Raw genomic sequence first — 16257 nt, forward strand, 5'->3', positions numbered from 1 at the left:
GGGTCGCGTCAGCGGCAGCGGGTGCCGGCGGCGGGTAGTTCGCCCTTGACCAGATACGTCTCCACCGCGCCGTCGATGCAGGCGCTGCCCTTGTTGTACGACCCGTGCCCGTCGGCCTCACGGGTGAGCAGTACCGCGCCGGGCAGTTGCGGCGTGAGTGCCTGCGCCTGCTCGTAGGGCGTCGCCGGATCCCCGGTGGAGCCGATCACCAGCACCGGCGGCGCGCCCGGCGCCTGGATCGGCCGGACCCGGTCGGTTCCGGCGGGCCGGCAGTCGGCGGCGAACGACCAGGCCACTCCGGGCCCGGTGATCGGCATCGTGGCCTCCACCTCTCGGGCCAGTCGGTCGGCCTCGGCGATGGTCAACGACCGCCCGTCGGCGCAGTTGATGGTGAGGTTGGCCGCGGTGTGGTCGCGGGGGTAGGCGCCGTTGCGGTCCCGCCCGAGCCACAGGTCGGTCTCCGCGGCGGCCTTGGCCGCGTCGTTGCCCAGGTAGGCGCGCAGCGTGATGCGCAGATCCTTCCAGAACCGGTCACTGTAGATGCCCTGGGAGATCGCGTTGACGACCTCGCCCTCCCCGATCGTGCGACCCTGGGCGGTCGTCAGGGGTGTGCGGCCCAACTGGTGCAGGCGATCCGCCAGTTTCCCGGTGGCCTCGTCCACGGTGCCGTCGAGCGGGCAGTCCCGTTGCCTGAGGCAGTCGGTCAGGAAGGCCCGGAAGGTCCGCTCGAAGCCCTGCGCCTGGCTGCGCGCCGCCGCGACGCGGTCCAGGGCCGGGTCCATCGGCGCGTCCAGCACCACCCGGCCGCTGTGCGCGGGGAACTTCTCCACATACACGGCGCCCAGGAAGGTGCCGTAGGAGTAGCCGAAGTAGTTGAGCTTGTCCTCGCCCAGCACCCCGCGCAGCACGTCGAGGTCCCGGACCACGTCCTCGGTGCCCAGGTGCGCGAGCATCCTGCCGCTGCGCGCGGTGCAGCCGTCGGCGAACTCCTTGAAGTAGGCGGTGATCCGCTCCAGTTCGGCGGGGTCGTCGGGCGTCGGGTCGATGCCCTTGTACCGGTCCGTGCCCGCGTCGTCGACGCAGGTCACGGGGTTGCTTCCGCCGGTCCCGCGCGGGTCGATCCCGACGATGTCGTAGCGCTCGCCCAGCGCCGGGCGTTGCGCGAAGCCCGCCGTCATGCCCTGCACCCCCGACCCCGGGCCGCCGGGGTCGACCGCGAGGATGCCCAGCCGCTCTCCCGTGGCCTTCCTGCGGTACGCCTGGAGCTCGATCGTCTCGGCGGAGGGATTCGCGTAGTCCAGCGGCACGGGCAACTTCGCGCATTCGAGCATGCCCTCGTCCGCCTTGGTGAGCTTGTCGTCCGGGCACTTGGCCCAGGTGAGTCGCCGACCGTAGAACTCCTTGAGCGCCGGGTCGTCCGCCCCGATCGGCTTGGCCGTCGGCGGGGTGGTTCCGGCGGGCGCGGAGGTGCCGGTGGCCGGCGACTGGGTCTTGGCCTCGGCCCTGGGTGTGGCCTTGGAATCGGACCCGCCGCCGGACCCGCCGCAGCCGACGGCCAGGGCCAGGACGAGGCCGGCGGGGATGATGCGTCGCGCTCGCGACACGAATATGGAGGTGCTCACGGCGCCAAGAAATACCAGCAACCGACCACACCCGCCCACTATTTGTTTGGTCGATACTTCTCCAGTTCCGGAATGACCTCTTTGCCGAGGATTTCGAGGGTGCGCATGATCTCCCGGTGTTCCAGAAAGCCCCACTGGACGTAGCAGATCAGCTCGTCCACGCCCAGGTCCGCGTAGCGCTTGAGCTTGCGTACGCAGGTGTCCACGTCGCCGATCACGATCATGTCGGCGGCGTCGAAGGTGTCCACCGGGACCTCGCCCTCGAACAGCGGCTTCAGGAGCGGGAAGGTGCGGTCCCGTTCCTCCGGGGTCAGGTGCGGCAGTTCCCATTCCAGGGTGAACATGGCCAGGTTCTTGTACCACCACGCGACCGAGTCCCAGACCCGGCGATCCACCCGCTTGCCGGCCGTGGTGTGCACGAGCGTGTACGCGGCGACCTTGTTCGTGGTCACGTCGGTCAACGGCGTGGGGTCTGCCGCCGCCGCGCGGTAGGCGGCCACCTGGGCGGCCATCGTCTCCAGCGGCTGCATGATCGAGAAGGACAACATGCCCAGGCCGTACCGACCGGCGATCTCCGCCGAGCCCTGCGAGGTGGCGGCCATCCAGCACGGCGGGTGCGGGTCCTGGAACGGCTTGGGAGTGACCATCCGGCGCGGGAAGGTGAAGCGCTCCGACGCGTACTCGAAGTACTCCTCGCGCCACATGCCGGTGACGATCTCGATCGCCTCCCGCCAGTCGTCGCGGGAGCGGGCGATGTCCACGCCGAACGCGGTCTGCTCCATCGGCGTGGAGCGTCCCGTCCCCCACTCCACCCGGCCGCCGGACAGGATGTCCACGGTGGCCACCTTCTCCGCGATCCGCTGCGGCGGGGTGAAGCCGAACGGGGTGAGGGTGACGCCGAAGCCCATCCGGATGCGCTCGGTGAGGCCGGCGAGGTGGCCGAGGAAGACCTCGGATGCCGGCATGTGCGAGCGGCCCTCGCGGAAGTGGTGCTCGACCGCCCAGACGGTGTGAAACCCCATGCGGTCGGCCAGCCGGATCTGCTCCACCGCCTCGCGGTAGGCGCGCTGCTCGGCGCGCCGCTGGCCGTGCGGGTGTTCGCCGGGCCAGGGACGCGGCACGTCCACTTCGTAGAGCACGTCGAGCTTCATGGGGCGACTCCCGGGGGCGGCGTCAGGGCCGGTATGTTTCGATATATCGAAAAGTGTTTCCGAATCCCGTATTTCGTGTTGCCGAGTGTGGCCCCGCGAGGTATCGGCCACAAGATGCCCGCCGGGTCGGAGAGTCGCCCTCATGGTTCGTCCCGCCCTCGCCGCCGCTCGCGCGGTCGAGATCCTGAACTTCTTCGCCGCCCACCCGGGCCAGGCGTACACGCTGTCCGAGCTGCACACCGCGCTCGGCATCAACCTCGCCTCCGCGCTCTCCGTGCTCCAGGCGCTGGAGGACGGCGGCTACCTGGTGCGCCATCCGCGCCGCAAGACGTACGAGCTGGGGCCGGCGCCGATTGCGCTGGGCGACGCGGCGCTGCGCGGCAACCGGGCGGTGGACCTGGCTCGGGCCGAACTGCGCTCGCTGGCGGGCGAGTTCGACACCGAGTTGGTGGCGAGTGTGGCGATCGGCGACGAGGTGGTGATCCTGGCCGTCGAGGGCCGGCCGCAACTGGCGTCCGCCGACGTCCGGGTGGGACAACGACTGCGCATGGTGCCGCCGCTCGGGCAGGTCTTCCACGCCTGGTCCACGCCGGCGGAGGTGGACGCCTGGCTGGACCGGCTCGACGAGCGGGTACGCGGCACGGCCCGGATCCATCTGCCCGCCACGCTCGGCGCGGTCCGCGAGCGCGGCTACTCGATCACCCTGGACAGCCCGACCCGGACCCGGATCGGCGACACGCTGGAGCGTATGGCCGAACATCCCCGCGAGGCGCCGCTGCTGCGCGACCGGCTGGCCGAACTGGTCGCGGCGCTCGGCGAGGAGGAGTACGAGCTGATCGGGGTCGACCCGGAGACCACCTACGACATCTCCACCCTGGTCGCCCCGGTCTTCGACGCCGCCGGGCGGGTCGCGGTCGCCCTCACGCTCAACGGCCTCAAGGCCGTGACGGGCCGTCGGGTGGGCGACTACGGGGAGCGGTTGGGGGCGGTGGCCCGGCTGGTCACCCGGCGCTCGGGCGGGCGGGCGCCGGAGTGAAGCGGCCGGGCGCCGGAGTGAAGCCGGGTCGGCCATCGGTGTTTCACCGGCGTGTCGGGACGCTCACCCCGTGCACGCCCGCTCACCATCGGGCAATGCCGGCGTAACACACGGCCGGTTACTTAACCCGCGCGTAACACCGAGGTATACGCCAGGAAACCCGCGCTGCGCACCCTGACCTGAAACCCCATCAGGCCCATGAGGGAGCCGCATGACCGTCGCCGTCGCCCCCGACGCCCTGAACGCCGGAGACACCGCGTGGTTGCTCGTGGCCACCGCGCTCGTGCTGCTGATGACCCCCGCCCTGGCGATCTTCTACGGCGGCATGGTGCGGGCCAAGAGCGTGCTGAACATGCTGATGATGAGCTTCGTGGCGATCGCGGTGGTGACCGTCGTGTGGATCGCCTTCGGCTACAGCCTGGCCTTCGGCGGCGACGTGGGCGGCGGTCTGCTCGGCGACCTCGACAGCGTGTTCATGGCCGGCACCAAGCCCACCGACCTGCACGGCACGGTGCCCGAACTGCTGTTCATGGCCTTCCAACTGACCTTCGCCATCCTGACGGTGGCGCTGATCTCCGGGGCGATCGCGGACCGGACGCGGTTCAAGGCGTGGGTGCTCTTTTGCGCCGTGTGGGTGGCCTGCGTGTACGTCCCGCTCGCGCACTGGGTCTGGGGCCCCGACGGCTGGATCGCGCACCATCTCGGGGCGCTCGACTTCGCGGGCGGCCTGGTGGTGGAGATCAACTGCGGCGCGGCGGGCATGGCGGTGGCGCTGGTGCTCGGCCCGCGGATCGGCTTCAAGCGGGATCCGATGCGGCCGCACAACCTGCCGCTGGTGGTGCTGGGCGCGGGGCTGCTGTGGTTCGGGTGGTTCGGCTTCAACGGCGGCTCCGCGCTCGGCGCCAACGGGCTGGCCGCGCAGGCGCTGGTGAACACGCAGGCGGCGGGATGTACCGCGCTGATCGGCTGGCTCGCGGTGGAAAAGCGCCGGGACGGACACGCCACCACCCTCGGCGCGGCCTCCGGCGCGGTCGCGGGCCTGGTCGCGATCACCCCGGCGTGCGGTGTGGTGGACCTGCCCGGCGCGATGGTGATCGGCCTCGTGGCGGGCGTCCTGTGCAGCTTCGCGGTCGGCTGGAAGCACCGCTTCGGCTACGACGACTCGCTGGACGTGGTCGGCGTGCACTACGTCGGCGGCGTGGTCGGGACGCTGCTGATCGGCCTGTTCGCGGCGAAGGACGTCACGGGCGGACCGACGGGCCTGCTGCACGGCGGTGGCGCGGCGCTGCTCGGCAAGCAGTTGGTCGCGATCGTGGTGGTCTCCGCGTTCTCCTTCGGCGTGACGTACACGATCGCCAAGGTGATCGACCGCACCATCGGCTTCCGCGCCCACGCCGACCACGAACAACGCGGCCTAGACCTGGCGGTGCACGCCGAATCCGCCTACGACCTGACCGCCTTCGCCGGCACCAAGCGCACCCCGGGCCCGGCGTGGCACCCGACCCCGAAGCCGGCGGAAGAACTGGACTGACCTCCGGTCAGTCGTCCGAACCCTGCGCGTCCGGCTACGACTCGCCCATGGCCTCACGGAGCCAGTCGAGCGAGCCGGTCTCCAGGAGTTCGGCCGCGATGCGCCTGGCGGACTCGGTGCGGATCCGCTTCTGCGAATTCACGATCCAGCGCTCCACGTTGACGTACCCCCGGTCCCGATACTCGATCGCCTGCACCAGGCACTCCAACTTGTCCGCGTCACCCGCACAGACCGCCTCGGGCGTCTCCCGCGCCTCGTACTCGCCCACGATCGACCGCATCAGCGCGCCCAACCCGGCGGGCATGCCCTTGGACTGGTCCGCGACGATGGCCACCGCGTCACCCTTGCCGACGTACTTCTGACTGATGTGCGCAAGATCCCCGGTGCGACTCTCCCCGGTGTCGTGCCACACACTCAACAACGCCGCCCGCGCCGGATCGGCACCCTCCGCCTCGGCGATGACCGAGGCCAGCAGCGCAGCTCCCCACGCCCATGCGGTCAGTTCCCATCGGCTGTCGCCTGCCCGCGCGGGGTCTGTCGAGGTGACGGCGGTCAGTTGCTCGGGGTTGCCCCGTGTCCCTCGGCGATGGCGTCGATCCAGCGGGCGAGTTCGAAGTCGCGTTCGGTGAGCCTGTTTCCGGCGTCGTGGGTGGTGACGGAGAAGCGGATCCGTTGCCAGGTGATGTGGATGTCGGGGTGGTGGCCGATCTCGCGGGCCTTGGCGCCGACGTACATCGCCAGGTGCAGCGTCTCGTGGTACGCCTGCGTGTAGGTCCGCTCGATCGCGTCGCCCACGCGCTGCCAGCCGGGAAGTTCGGCCAGCAGCTCGGCAATCCGATCGTCGGCCAACGGCGTGAGTCCCATGTCCACCCCCATGTCGTCAGAGGCCGATCGTAGCCAGGAGTTCGGTGAGGTCGCGGCCGTATGCATGATCGGCCCAGGGCAGCATTCGCCGGCGGAGTATCGCCAACTCGGCGCGAGTGCGCGCAGACCCGGTGCTCGTGCTGACGAGGGTTGCGCGTCCGGCGAGGTACAGCGCGCGCTCGGGCTCGCCGGCCGCCGCTGCGACGGCAGCGTGCCGGGCCCGGAAGACCGCGACGTCCCTTCGATGGGCGTCGGGCATCGCGGCGAGCACTCGCGTCCAGATGCGGTCCGCCTCGTCGATGGCGTCGCGATCCTGGAGGCGCCCGTAGCAGGTGGCGCGTTGGATATCGATGTATCCGGGGGTGCGTCGGCAGGCGTTGCCCCAGGGGAGGTCGTCTTCGATCCGTTCGACAAGTTCCTGCGCCCCGCCGAGGAGGGCATCCACGCCGGCGCGATCGCCCGTGAGGGAGCGGCCATGGGCGCCGTGGACGGAGGCGATCACCTGAACCTTCGGGGCGAGCGCGCGCGGGTCGGCCAGGGCTGCGTCCGCGAGGTCGACAGCACCGGATGCGTCACCCAAGTCGACGCACAACGATGCCTTGTTCGCGAGGGCGTACGCGACGAGTTGGTGATCGCGGGCTCGGTGGGCCATGTCGAGGGTGATGTCGCGCCACCGGATCGAGGACGGGTGGTCGCCGGCATCTTGGTGGAGCCAGCCGAGGAGGGCGGCGTAGGCAGCGCCGACCCGCAGGAGGTTGCGTCGCAGGTCGCCTGTCGTGTTCGCCGAGAGTTCGCAAATCAGTTGGTGCTGAGCGGTGACGGTGGCGACGAGTTGGTGTGGGCCCAGCAGTATGTCTGCCCGGTAGTGGCCTTGCAGTTGCTCGCGGAAATAGGTGACAAGCGCGGGGTCCACGGGTCGGCGTGACATCGGGCGACGCGTCGGTGCGGCAGGTGGCGCCAAAGCGGCGGCGGTTCCGGTGAGGGCGGCAGCACCTGAGATGAAGTCCCTGCGAAGCACGTTGATCCCGTCCGGAGCAGTCGTGGATGGCTGCTCCAGCGTCGACGACGACGATGCCGGCGAGCTGGGACTGTCCGCTTCAGCGGCCCGCCTGTCCGCTTCGGCGGCGAGACGCCATGCTCGAACGAGGACGCCCCCGGTGTCGAGCACTTCGTCGAGACGCGTGGCCAAGTCCTCGTCGCAGCGCCGCGTGGCCTTCTCGATCTTCCCGATCAGATCCTCGCTGACGTGTACCAACGCGCCCAACGCGCCCTGACTGAGCCGGGCGCGTTTGCGCCAATGGCGTAGTTCGGCGCCGAGATGGTGGCGCGGGGACAGGGAGCCGTCGAGGGGGCGGAGGGGATACGGCATGTCGTCCTCGTCCTCGCTGAAGCGGACAGCCCGAGCGTCCGGATCAGGTCATGGACGTCGAGGGGGTCAGGCCCGCTGACTGGTTACAAGCTGGTTCCCAGTACACACCCTCGACGACTCGAGTCGAGGGTGCTCAACGGAATGGAGGCGGTCTCTGTGCCGCGCAACGACATCGTCGTCCGGGTGAGCGTCGCCGAATCGGGCGACTCGACCCACCCCCACCGCATCGCGCTGCCCGGCCGTCCGGAACTGGACGTGACACGCGCTGAATTGACCGCGCTGGTGCACGAGGCCCGGATGCGCCTGATGCGGACGCTGCCGCCCACGGGGATCGACCGGATCTCGAACTCGGGCGGCTGAACCATGCCCGACAGCGCCTGCGAGGAGGGTTGCACGCCTGCCACCGCACGACCGGCCGTCCTCGTGCGCCTCGTCGCCGCCGTAGCCGAACGTGAGCAGCTTCAGAGGTGGCTGCCGGACCCCGCGAGGACGCCTAGCCGACGACGGGATGCGCATCGCCGGGCATGCCGGGTCGCCGGAGCGGCGCTTCGTGGCGCGGTCGGTAATGCGTACCGGGGCGGGGTGTCCGTTGAAGTCATTGCCTGCGCGGTCGGGTTCTCGCCCGGCTATGTGCGGATGATTCTGCACCGTGCGCGTACCGCCACCGATTTGGTTCCGTTTCGCGTTCTAGGAGAACTCGTGTCCACCTCACCCCCCTGGTCCGTCGGCGAGCACCTGTGGCGCAAGCTCGACGGCGGGCGGCATCACCACCTCGGCACCATCACCCGCGTGTGGCACGACGGCGACCGGTGGATGGTCGAGTGCGACTACGGCGCGCTCGCCGACAAGACCGCCACCGCGCCCGCTGCCGAGATGTACCGGGCCGGGCCCATGACCCGGCCCGTTTGAGCGACGGCGGCGCGCCGTCAGGTGAGGGGGAGGCGGCCGTCGGTCAGGTACGCCGCCAGTGGGCCGGTCGTCCGGGCGCGTGTCGGTGGGTGCAGGGGCAGTGCGTTGGCGCAGGTGGTCAGGTGGGCGACCTCTGCGGAGGCGGCGGAGTCGAGGTTGCCGAGGAGTTCGGCCGCACGCGGGACCACCCGGGAGAGGGCGTCCTGTACGCAGTACCGGACGTACAGCGAGTGGGCCGGCGTCGACGCGTCCGCGTCGCCGTCGTCGATCCGGCGGGCGATGCCCTCCGCGGCCGACATCGCGCCCTCGACCTCCGCCACCAGCCGGACCCGCTCGGACTCGGGCACCCGGCCGTCGAGCAGCACCCGCTCGACCAGCGCGTCGGCGGCCCCGAGGCAACTGCCCGTGATCAGGACCTGCAACCAGGCGAAGGCCGCGCCCAGCCGTGCGTCGAGTTGCCCGCCGAGGTCCGAGGCCCGCACCACCAACTCGGGCGGCACGAGGGCGTCGTCGAGGGTGACCTGCTCCCTCGTCGCGTCCGTCTCGCCGACGTTCACCCCCTCGCTCTCCGCCGGCACCAGCGCCACCGCGAGTTCGTCGCCAGAGCCGTCCGAGCGGGCGATCGTGGCACCGACGATGAGCAGGTCCATCGACCGGGCAAGGGCGCCCGCGCGCGTGACCCCGCTGATCCGCACCCCGTCGGGCCCCTCCGTGGCCGTCGTCGAGGCGGAGAGGAATCCGGCGTCGGGGCGCTCCTCGGCGAGGTCGGTCGCCGCGAGGCGGTTGTCGGCGGCCAGCCCCTCGACCAGCATCCACTCCAGGCCCTGGTCGGTGACCAGACCGGCCAGGAGGGCCATCGCGAAGTGGTGCGTGGTCGTGGCCACGGCCAACGACGGCGACCTGCTGCCCAGTGCGCGCTGCACCCGCAGGGCGTCCAGGGCGGTGGCCCCCCGACCCCGGTTGGCGGACGGCGCCACCAGCCCGGGGCCGCCGCTGTCGCGGAACAGCTCGATGCCGGGCGCGTCCGGGCCCTCCAACTCCATGAGCGGCACCGCCCGCAGGCTCTCGTCCAGCCCCGGCAGCAGCTTCGCCGTCGTGGCACGTTCCCGCTCCAGGAATCGCATGTCGCCCCCAGTTCCCCGGGGCCGGCCGACCCCCTGACGGCAACCTACCCAGGCGACGACGCGCACGAGGGACGAATGCGGGCGATACCGCGGCCCGTTCCGCGTGGGCGGGTCCGCGTCAGGGCTTGGGTCTGGGGCGGACGAGGAGGATGTCGGCGGCGTGGGCGCGGACTTCGGCCTTGGTTCGGGGGCCGTGGTCCAGGTCCAGGAAGTGGGTGCCGATCGCCATCGCGAAGGCCATCAGGCTGCGGGCCTCGACCTCGTCCGGGTCGGGGCAGAAGGTGCCGATCATCTCGCGCAGCAGCGCCATGCGCCGGGCGTCCACGCGCCGCAGCCGCTCCGCGACCGCCTCGTCGCGACGGGCCCAGTCGCGGATGGCCAGGTCCAGGGGTAGGAGGCGGTCGCTGGAGAAGGTGAGCGCACCCGCGCGCTGGATCTTGGTCCTGGGGTCTCCGCCTTCGCGTTCGACCCGGTCGATCACCTCGTCGGTGCTCTCCCGCTCCCAGGTCTCCAACATCGCCTCCAGCAGGGCGCCGCGGTCGGCGAAGTAGCCGTAGAACCCGCCCTTGGTGACGCCGAGCCGCTTGGCCAGCGCTTCGACGCGGACCGCGTCCGGACCGCCGGCGGCCAGGGCACGCAGGCCCTCCTCGACCCACCGGTCCCGCGGTGTGCGCGGCGTTCCCACCATGTGCCCCACCTCACTTTCACTGCTGATGTACGGAGCCGTATAAAACGGCTAGCCTCATTCTATACGCACCCGTATATCGCGCATTCGAGGCGGTTCTGCCCATGAAGCTCCCCCGCACCGCGTTCACCGATCAGCCGTGGCGCATCCACGAACTCACCCGCGACTTCCGGGTGGAGGACGTGTGGTCGTTCCGCACACCCGGCGCCGGGCCGGACGACTTCCCGACCATGCTCGCCGCGCTGCGGGCGGCCGGCGGACTGGCGAAGCAGAGTGCGCCGGCCCGGTTCCTGTTCGCCGCCCGCTGGAAGATCGGCGCCCTGCTCGGCTGGGACGAGCCGAAGGCCGGCCTCGGGGCACGGGTTCCGTCGCTGCGCGATCGCCTGCCCACCGACCTGCGCGACAACCCGGGCTTCGAGTCCGAGGAGATGCCGCTCACTCCCGTGTACGAGCTGGACACCGAGTGCGCCCGCGAGTTGGTGAACAAGACCGTCCACACGATCCTGCACCTCGGATGGGCGCCGACCGCGAGCGGCGACCACGAGTTGCGCATGGCGGTTTTGGTGAAGCCCAACGGCACCTTCGGCCGGCTGTACATGGCCGCCATCGCGCCGTTCCGTTATGTCGTCGTCTATCCGGCGCTGACCCGGCAATGGGAACGCGCCTGGCGGGAGTACGGCCGCCCGAGCCCGGAAGGCGGCAGCCCGGCGGGCATCGTCGACGGCGTCGTGGGCCGGAAGGACATGCCCCCGTCGTTCCACGCCCTCACCTCGATGCCGGACTTCGACTACGTCGACGTGTTCACCCTCGCCACGGACGCGGCCGGCGACGCCACACCCGAGCAGTGGGCCCGGGCGATGTTCGGCGACGTCCCCGACCCCGGGGAACGCCTGATCTGGCGCGGCCTGCTCGGCCTGCGGCTCACCCGCGGGCGCTCGTCGGACACGGTGGCCGGCTGGCGTGTCGCCGAACGCGGCGAGGACTGGATCCGGTTGGAGACGGCGTCCCCGTACCTCACCGCCAACCTCGTCGTCCGCACGAGCGAGGGGCGGGTCTCACTCGGGACCTTCCTGCGCTACGAACGCACCCTCGGCCGGCTGATCTGGCCCCCGCTGTCCGCCGTACACCGCCGCCTGGTCCCCGGTGTACTCCGCAAGGCCGCGGCCAGGGTCCGCTGAGGCCGCCGGGACGCATCGTCATTCGACTCTCTGCGCCGGGCGGCCGGGCGGTCTACGCTGCGGGAATGCGTGAAACGCGCAAGCCTCCTCGCGGTCCGTCCACGCCGAACAACCCGGGAGGCCCACCCGGGCCGGTGTCCCCGGACAAGAACCCGCCTGCGCCGCCGGAGCATCCGCCACCGCCGGGGTCGTGAAACGTGAACATCGACCGCGTGGCGTGGACCGGGCTTCCCGTCGAGGTGCGGGGCGCGGTGGCGAGGCGGCTCGGGGTCGAGTTCGTGGCGGCGGACACGCCCGCCGGCGCGAACTGCGGCGTCTCGGCGGTGTTGACGCTGCCCGACGGGCACACGGTGTTCGTCAAGGGGCAACGCGACCGCGACCCCGTGCCCGCCGCCGACGGCGCGCACCAGGATCCCGGTTGGTGGGGGCCGACGTGGGGTCCCCTCGACGAACTCGCCCAGGAGGAACGGGTCAACCCGTTCCTGCCCGCGAGCGCGCCGCGCGTGTTGTGGCGCCTTGCCGCCGCCGGGTGGCACCTGCTCGCGTTCGAGGGCATCGACGGCCGGCACGCCGATTACGCGCCCGGGTCACCGGACCTGCCCCTGGTGCCGGCCGCCCTCGCCGACGTGGCGCGCTGCCCGACGCCGGGTCTGTCGCTGCCGACCGCGTGGGATCGCTGGGGTTACTGGTGCGATCCGGCGGACGAGCCGTTCCTTGCCGGTGCGTGCCTGATGCACACCGATCCGGCCGCCTGCAACGTCCTCGTGGACGGCGCTCGGGCCCGCCTGGTCGACTGGGCCTGGCCCGCGCGCGGCCCGGCCTGGATCGATCCCGCCCTGTGGGGCATGCGCCTGGTCTCGGCGGGCGGCCACACCCCCGAGCAGGCCCGAGCATGGGCAGCCCGAACCCCGGGATGGCGTACGGCGACGCCGCGGGGCGTACGCGCGTTCACCCGGGCCGAGGCCCGCCGATGGGAGGAGGACGCGGCGGACGGCGTCCGGGGCGCGGCCGAGATCGCCCCCGCGGCCCGGGCCTGGGCCGAGGTCTGGGCGTAGACCCGGGAGGCGTCCGAGCCGTCAGCGGGACCGGCGGGTCAGTACCACCGTCGTGGCCAGGGCGGCCACCGCCACCGGCAGGGCCGCCCGGCGGGCGTTGCGGCGCCGGTTGTGGGCGTCGAACAGGCCCCCGCTGGACTGGAACGAGAACGCCGACCACACCGACTGCGCCGAGAACGCCGAGGCCACTCCCAGAAACGAGCCGATCGACACGCACGACAGGGTCGAGCCGACCGACCCGAAGGACAGCGCGGAGCCGACCGAGCCGATCGACAACACCGAGCCCACCGAACCGATCGAGAGCACCGAACCCTCCGACCCGATCGACAACACCGAGTTGTGCGAGTTCCGGGACAGGATCGAGCCGTGTGCGTCGACGGCGAGCCGCTTCTTGGTCATCGGCCCAGTCTGCCCGAACTCACATACGATCGGCCGCAATCACCCGCGCCCCCGCGCGTCCCGTCCCGGCCGCCGCCATCCCTCACATGCGGTCCACCGCAACCACCCGCACCACCGCGCGCCCGGTCTCGTCCGACTCGGTCAGGTCCACCTCGGCGGTGATGCCCCAGTCGTGGTCCTGCGCCGGGTCGTCGAAGACCTGGCGGACCCGCCACGCCGAGTCCTCCTTCGTGATCTGCACCAGCTTGGGCCCGCGCGCGTCCGGACCGGTGCCGATCGAGTCGTGCTCGTCCCAGTAGTCCGCCAGCGCGTCCTGCCAGCGCTCCGCATCCCACGCCGTGTCGCCCTCCTGCTCGGACAACTCGCCGAGCTGGAAGTAGCGCCGCAGCGCCGCGAGTTCCACCCGCCGGAAGAGCGCGTTGCGCACCAGCACCCGAAACGCGCGCTCGTTGGCGGTGACGGGCGTGGTCCGCCCCTCGATGTCGTCCAGTTCCTCCTGCGTGGCGTCCGGGTTGGCCAACTTCTCCCACTCGTCGAGCAGGCTGGAGTCGACCTGGCGGACGAGTTCGCCCAGCCACGCGATCATGTCGTGCAGGTCCTCGTTCTTGGCGTCGTCCGGCACGGTCTGGTTCAGCGCCTTGTACGCGCTCGCCAGGTAGCGCAACACGATGCCCTCGGTGCGCGCGAGTTCGTACCAGCCGACGTAGTCGCCGAACGTCATCGCCCGCTCGAACATGTCGCGCACGATCGACTTCGGCGACAGCGGGTGGTCGCCCACCCACGGGTGGCTGCGCATGTAGATCGCGTAGGCGTGTTCGAGCAGTTCCTCCAGCGGACGCGGGTACTGGATGTCGGCCAGCCGCTCCATCCGCTCCTCGTACTCGATGCCGTCGGCCTTCATCTGCCCGACCGCCTCGCCCTTGGCCTTGTTCAACTGCGCGGCCAGGATCTGCCGCGGGTCGTCCAGGGTCGCCTCGACCACCGAGAGCACGTCGAGCGCGTAGGTCGGCGCCTCCGGGTCGAGCAGGTCGAACGCGGCCAGCGCGAAGGTGGACAGCGGCTGGTTGAGCGCGAAGTCGGCCTGGAGATCCACGGTGAGCCGCACCATGCGGCCCTCCTCGTCCGGGGCGTCGAGCTTTTCCACCACGCCGCCGTCGAGCAACGAACGGTAGATCGCGATCGCCTGCCGGATGTGCCGCAACTGCTGCGCGCGCGGCTCGTCGTTGTCGACCAGCAGGTGTCGCATCGCCTCGAACGCGTTGCCGGGCCGGTTGATCACCGCGAGCAGCATCGCGTGGGTGACCCGGAAGCGGGACGCCAGCGGCTCCGGCTCGGCCTCCTGGAGCCTGGTGTAGGTCTCCTCGTTCCAGCCGACGAAACCCTCCGGGGCCTTCTTGCGCACCACCTTGCGGCGCTTCTTCGGGTCGTCGCCGGCCTTGGCCAGCGCCTTGAGGTTCTCGATCTCGTACTCGGGGGCCTGCGCCACCACGTTGCCCACCGTGTCGAAGCCGGCCCGCCCGGCGCGCCCGGCGATCTGGTGGAACTCGCGCGCCCGCAGCCGGCGCACCCGCTGGCCGTCGTACTTCGACAGCGCGGTGAACAACACCGTGCGAATCGGCACGTTGACCCCGACGCCGAGGGTGTCGGTGCCACAGATCACCTTGAGCAGCCCGGCCTGGGCAAGGCGCTCCACCAGCCGGCGGTACTTGGGCAACATGCCCGCGTGGTGCACGCCGATGCCGTGCCGCACCCAGCGCGAGAGCTGGCGGCCGAACTTGGTGGTGAACCGGAAGCGGCCGATCACCGACGCGATCTGGTCCTTCTCCGCGCGCGTGCACATGTTGATGCTCATCAACGACTGGGCCCGCTCGACCGCCGACGCCTGGGTGAAGTGCACGATGTACACCGGCGCCTCACGCGTGGTCAGCAACTCCTCGATGGTCTCGTGCAGCGGGGTGACCCGGTAGGAGAAGTAGAGCGGCACCGGGCGGGTGGCCGACTTGACGATCGTGGTGGACCGGCCGGTACGCCGCTTCAGGTCGGCCTGGAAGTGGTCCATGTCGCCGAGCGTCGCCGACATCAGCAGGAACTGCGCCCTCGGCAGCTCGATCAGCGGGATCTGCCAGGCCCAGCCCCGGTCCGGGTCGCCGTAGAAGTGGAACTCGTCCATCACCACCAGGCCCACGTCCGCGTCCGCGCCGTCGCGCAGCGCGATGTTGGCCAGCACCTCGGCGGTACAGCAGATGATCGGCGCGCCGGCGTTGACCGAGGCGTCGCCGGTCATCATGCCGACGTTCTCGGTGCCGAACTGGGCCACCAGGTCGAAGAACTTCTCCGAGACCAGCGCCTTGATCGGCGCGGTGTAGAAGCTGCGCTCCTTGCGGGCCAGCGCGGCGAAGTGCGCGCCGGCGGCGACCAGACTCTTCCCGGAGCCGGTCGGCGTGTTCAGGATGACGTTGTTGCCCGAGACCAGCTCGATCAGCGCCTCTTCCTGCGCGGGGTACAGGGTGAGGCCGCGCTCTTCCGCGTACGCGGCGAAGGCTTCGTACAGAGCGTCGGGGTCGGCCTCGGCGGGGAGCAGATCGATGAGAGTCACCCGTCTATCCTGCCTGCTCGCCGACCCCGTCCCGGACGCAACCCGGATACGACCTCGCCCGCGCGTCGGCGGCGGCGCTCCGCGCGCCGGTCACGGGGGCTTCCGGTGACGCGTGTCACATGTCTAGCGTGGCGTGATCATCCGCCGCCTGGGACGGGGAGTGCTCGTGGGGTCGGCACGACGCGTGGGACGCGTGGGCCCGGTGCTGCTCACGGGCCTGGTGCTGGTCACCGGTGTGGTACTGGCGGGCAGCCTGCTCGGGTACGCGGCCCGCTCCGGATCGCCGGCGTCCCGACGCGCGCCGACCGTGGTCGCGGTGTCGGACCGGGCGCGAACGGGGGCGTACGGGATCGGCTGGGCGGTCCGCTACGGCGACCTGGGCCACGACCGCGCGCAGCGCACCTACCGGCTGGTCATCTCCGCCGATCCGGTCTCGCTGGACACGGTGCTCGCCGGCGGCGTCGACCCGGACGTGTGGGACAGCGGGGTCGTGCACTCCGCGCAGCACGCCGGGGTGCGGCCGTCGGGGTTCCGCTACGAATCGGGCACCACGTACTACTGGAGCGTGCGGATCCGGGACGACCGGGACCGGGATTCCGGCTGGAGCACCCGCGAGCGCTGGACGGCGCCCCACCCCTGACGTCGACGCCCGAAGCGCCCCGCCCTCCCGGCCCGCCCCCGCTCCCGCTCCCCCGACCCCCGTGGCCCGATCTCCGGTCAGCGGCCCCCGAGTTCCCG

The 16257-nt window shown here is 71.3% G+C and carries 16 protein-coding genes and 1 pseudogene; 8 read left to right on the plus strand and 9 right to left on the minus strand.

The window, feature by feature from the left end; all coding sequences use genetic code 11:
- Positions 1-8 precede the first annotated feature (8 nt).
- Positions 9-1622: an alpha/beta hydrolase gene (locus tag ACFXKZ_RS10500; RefSeq protein ID WP_379998601.1), complete on the minus strand. Its 1614-nt coding sequence runs from the start codon at positions 1620-1622 to the stop codon at positions 9-11.
- Positions 1623-1660: 38 nt separating this feature from the next.
- Positions 1661-2773: an LLM class flavin-dependent oxidoreductase gene (locus ACFXKZ_RS10505; RefSeq protein ID WP_379998603.1), complete on the minus strand. Its 1113-nt coding sequence runs from the start codon at positions 2771-2773 to the stop codon at positions 1661-1663.
- Between the two features lie 142 nt (positions 2774-2915).
- Between ACFXKZ_RS10505 and ACFXKZ_RS10510 the strand changes: the two genes are divergently transcribed.
- Positions 2916-3809: an IclR family transcriptional regulator gene (locus ACFXKZ_RS10510; RefSeq protein ID WP_379998605.1), complete on the plus strand. Its 894-nt coding sequence runs from the start codon at positions 2916-2918 to the stop codon at positions 3807-3809.
- Positions 3810-4020: 211 nt separating this feature from the next.
- The gene (locus tag ACFXKZ_RS10515) at positions 4021-5340 is read left to right on the plus strand and encodes an ammonium transporter (RefSeq protein ID WP_379998607.1); all 1320 of its coding nucleotides are present in this window, start codon (positions 4021-4023) and stop codon (positions 5338-5340) included.
- A gap of 34 nt (positions 5341-5374) precedes the next feature.
- Here ACFXKZ_RS10515 and ACFXKZ_RS10520 read toward each other — a convergent pair whose 3' ends face one another.
- Genes ACFXKZ_RS10520 through ACFXKZ_RS10530 form a run of 3 tightly spaced genes read right to left on the minus strand, consistent with a single transcriptional unit; the run spans position 5375 to position 7573 of the window.
- On the minus strand, positions 5375-5941 hold the full coding sequence (locus ACFXKZ_RS10520) for an HD domain-containing protein (protein ID WP_379998706.1): 567 nt from the start codon (positions 5939-5941) through the stop codon (positions 5375-5377).
- A complete protein-coding gene (locus ACFXKZ_RS10525) occupies positions 5893-6204 on the minus strand; it encodes a 4a-hydroxytetrahydrobiopterin dehydratase (RefSeq protein WP_379998609.1) in 312 nt (103 codons plus the stop codon). Before ACFXKZ_RS10525 ends, ACFXKZ_RS10520 begins: the two co-directional genes overlap by 49 nt.
- A 16-nt stretch (positions 6205-6220) precedes the next feature.
- The gene (locus tag ACFXKZ_RS10530) at positions 6221-7573 is read right to left on the minus strand and encodes a helix-turn-helix domain-containing protein (protein ID WP_379998610.1); all 1353 of its coding nucleotides are present in this window, start codon (positions 7571-7573) and stop codon (positions 6221-6223) included.
- Positions 7574-7714: 141 nt separating this feature from the next.
- Here ACFXKZ_RS10530 and ACFXKZ_RS10535 point away from each other — a divergent pair, with 141 nt between their 5' ends.
- Both ACFXKZ_RS10535 and ACFXKZ_RS10540 read left to right on the plus strand, forming a co-directional pair.
- Complete coding sequence (locus ACFXKZ_RS10535; protein WP_379998612.1) at positions 7715-7933, plus strand: hypothetical protein; 219 nt, start codon at positions 7715-7717, stop codon at positions 7931-7933.
- Between the two features lie 339 nt (positions 7934-8272).
- A complete protein-coding gene (locus ACFXKZ_RS10540) occupies positions 8273-8482 on the plus strand; it encodes a hypothetical protein (RefSeq protein WP_379998614.1) in 210 nt (69 codons plus the stop codon).
- Between the two features lie 17 nt (positions 8483-8499).
- Here ACFXKZ_RS10540 and ACFXKZ_RS10545 read toward each other — a convergent pair whose 3' ends face one another.
- Positions 8500-9606, minus strand: a complete 1107-nt coding sequence (locus ACFXKZ_RS10545) for an acyl-CoA dehydrogenase (RefSeq protein WP_379998616.1) — start codon at positions 9604-9606, stop codon at positions 8500-8502.
- 118 nt (positions 9607-9724) lie between these two features.
- Entirely contained in the window at positions 9725-10294 is a 570-nt protein-coding gene (locus ACFXKZ_RS10550) for a TetR/AcrR family transcriptional regulator (RefSeq protein WP_379998618.1), read from the minus strand.
- A gap of 101 nt (positions 10295-10395) precedes the next feature.
- Here ACFXKZ_RS10550 and ACFXKZ_RS10555 point away from each other — a divergent pair.
- The 3 genes and pseudogenes from ACFXKZ_RS10555 to ACFXKZ_RS10565 form a co-directional block, all read left to right on the plus strand.
- Positions 10396-10977 (plus strand): annotated as a pseudogene (locus tag ACFXKZ_RS10555) (DUF2867 domain-containing protein); the annotation flags it as partial.
- 87 nt (positions 10978-11064) lie between these two features.
- Positions 11065-11469 (plus strand): DUF2867 domain-containing protein, encoded by a 405-nt coding sequence (locus ACFXKZ_RS10560; RefSeq protein ID WP_379998708.1) that lies wholly within the window; start codon positions 11065-11067, stop codon positions 11467-11469.
- Between the two features lie 197 nt (positions 11470-11666).
- Entirely contained in the window at positions 11667-12524 is an 858-nt protein-coding gene (locus ACFXKZ_RS10565; RefSeq protein WP_379998620.1) for an aminoglycoside phosphotransferase, read from the plus strand.
- 21 nt (positions 12525-12545) lie between these two features.
- Here the strand turns inward: ACFXKZ_RS10565 and ACFXKZ_RS10570 are convergent, their stop codons facing one another.
- Entirely contained in the window at positions 12546-12923 is a 378-nt protein-coding gene (locus ACFXKZ_RS10570) for a hypothetical protein (RefSeq protein WP_379998622.1), read from the minus strand.
- An 82-nt stretch (positions 12924-13005) separates the two neighbouring features.
- Positions 13006-15519, minus strand: a complete 2514-nt coding sequence (locus ACFXKZ_RS10575; RefSeq protein ID WP_379998624.1) for a DEAD/DEAH box helicase — start codon at positions 15517-15519, stop codon at positions 13006-13008.
- 166 nt (positions 15520-15685) lie between these two features.
- On the opposite strand from ACFXKZ_RS10575, the gene ACFXKZ_RS10580 reads away from it, so the two are divergent.
- Positions 15686-16159 (plus strand): hypothetical protein, encoded by a 474-nt coding sequence (locus ACFXKZ_RS10580; RefSeq protein WP_379998626.1) that lies wholly within the window; start codon positions 15686-15688, stop codon positions 16157-16159.
- The last annotated feature ends 98 nt before the right edge of the window (positions 16160-16257 follow it).

Source organism: Embleya sp. NPDC059237, from assembly GCF_042754105.1.
Classification (GTDB): domain Bacteria; phylum Actinomycetota; class Actinomycetes; order Streptomycetales; family Streptomycetaceae; genus Embleya.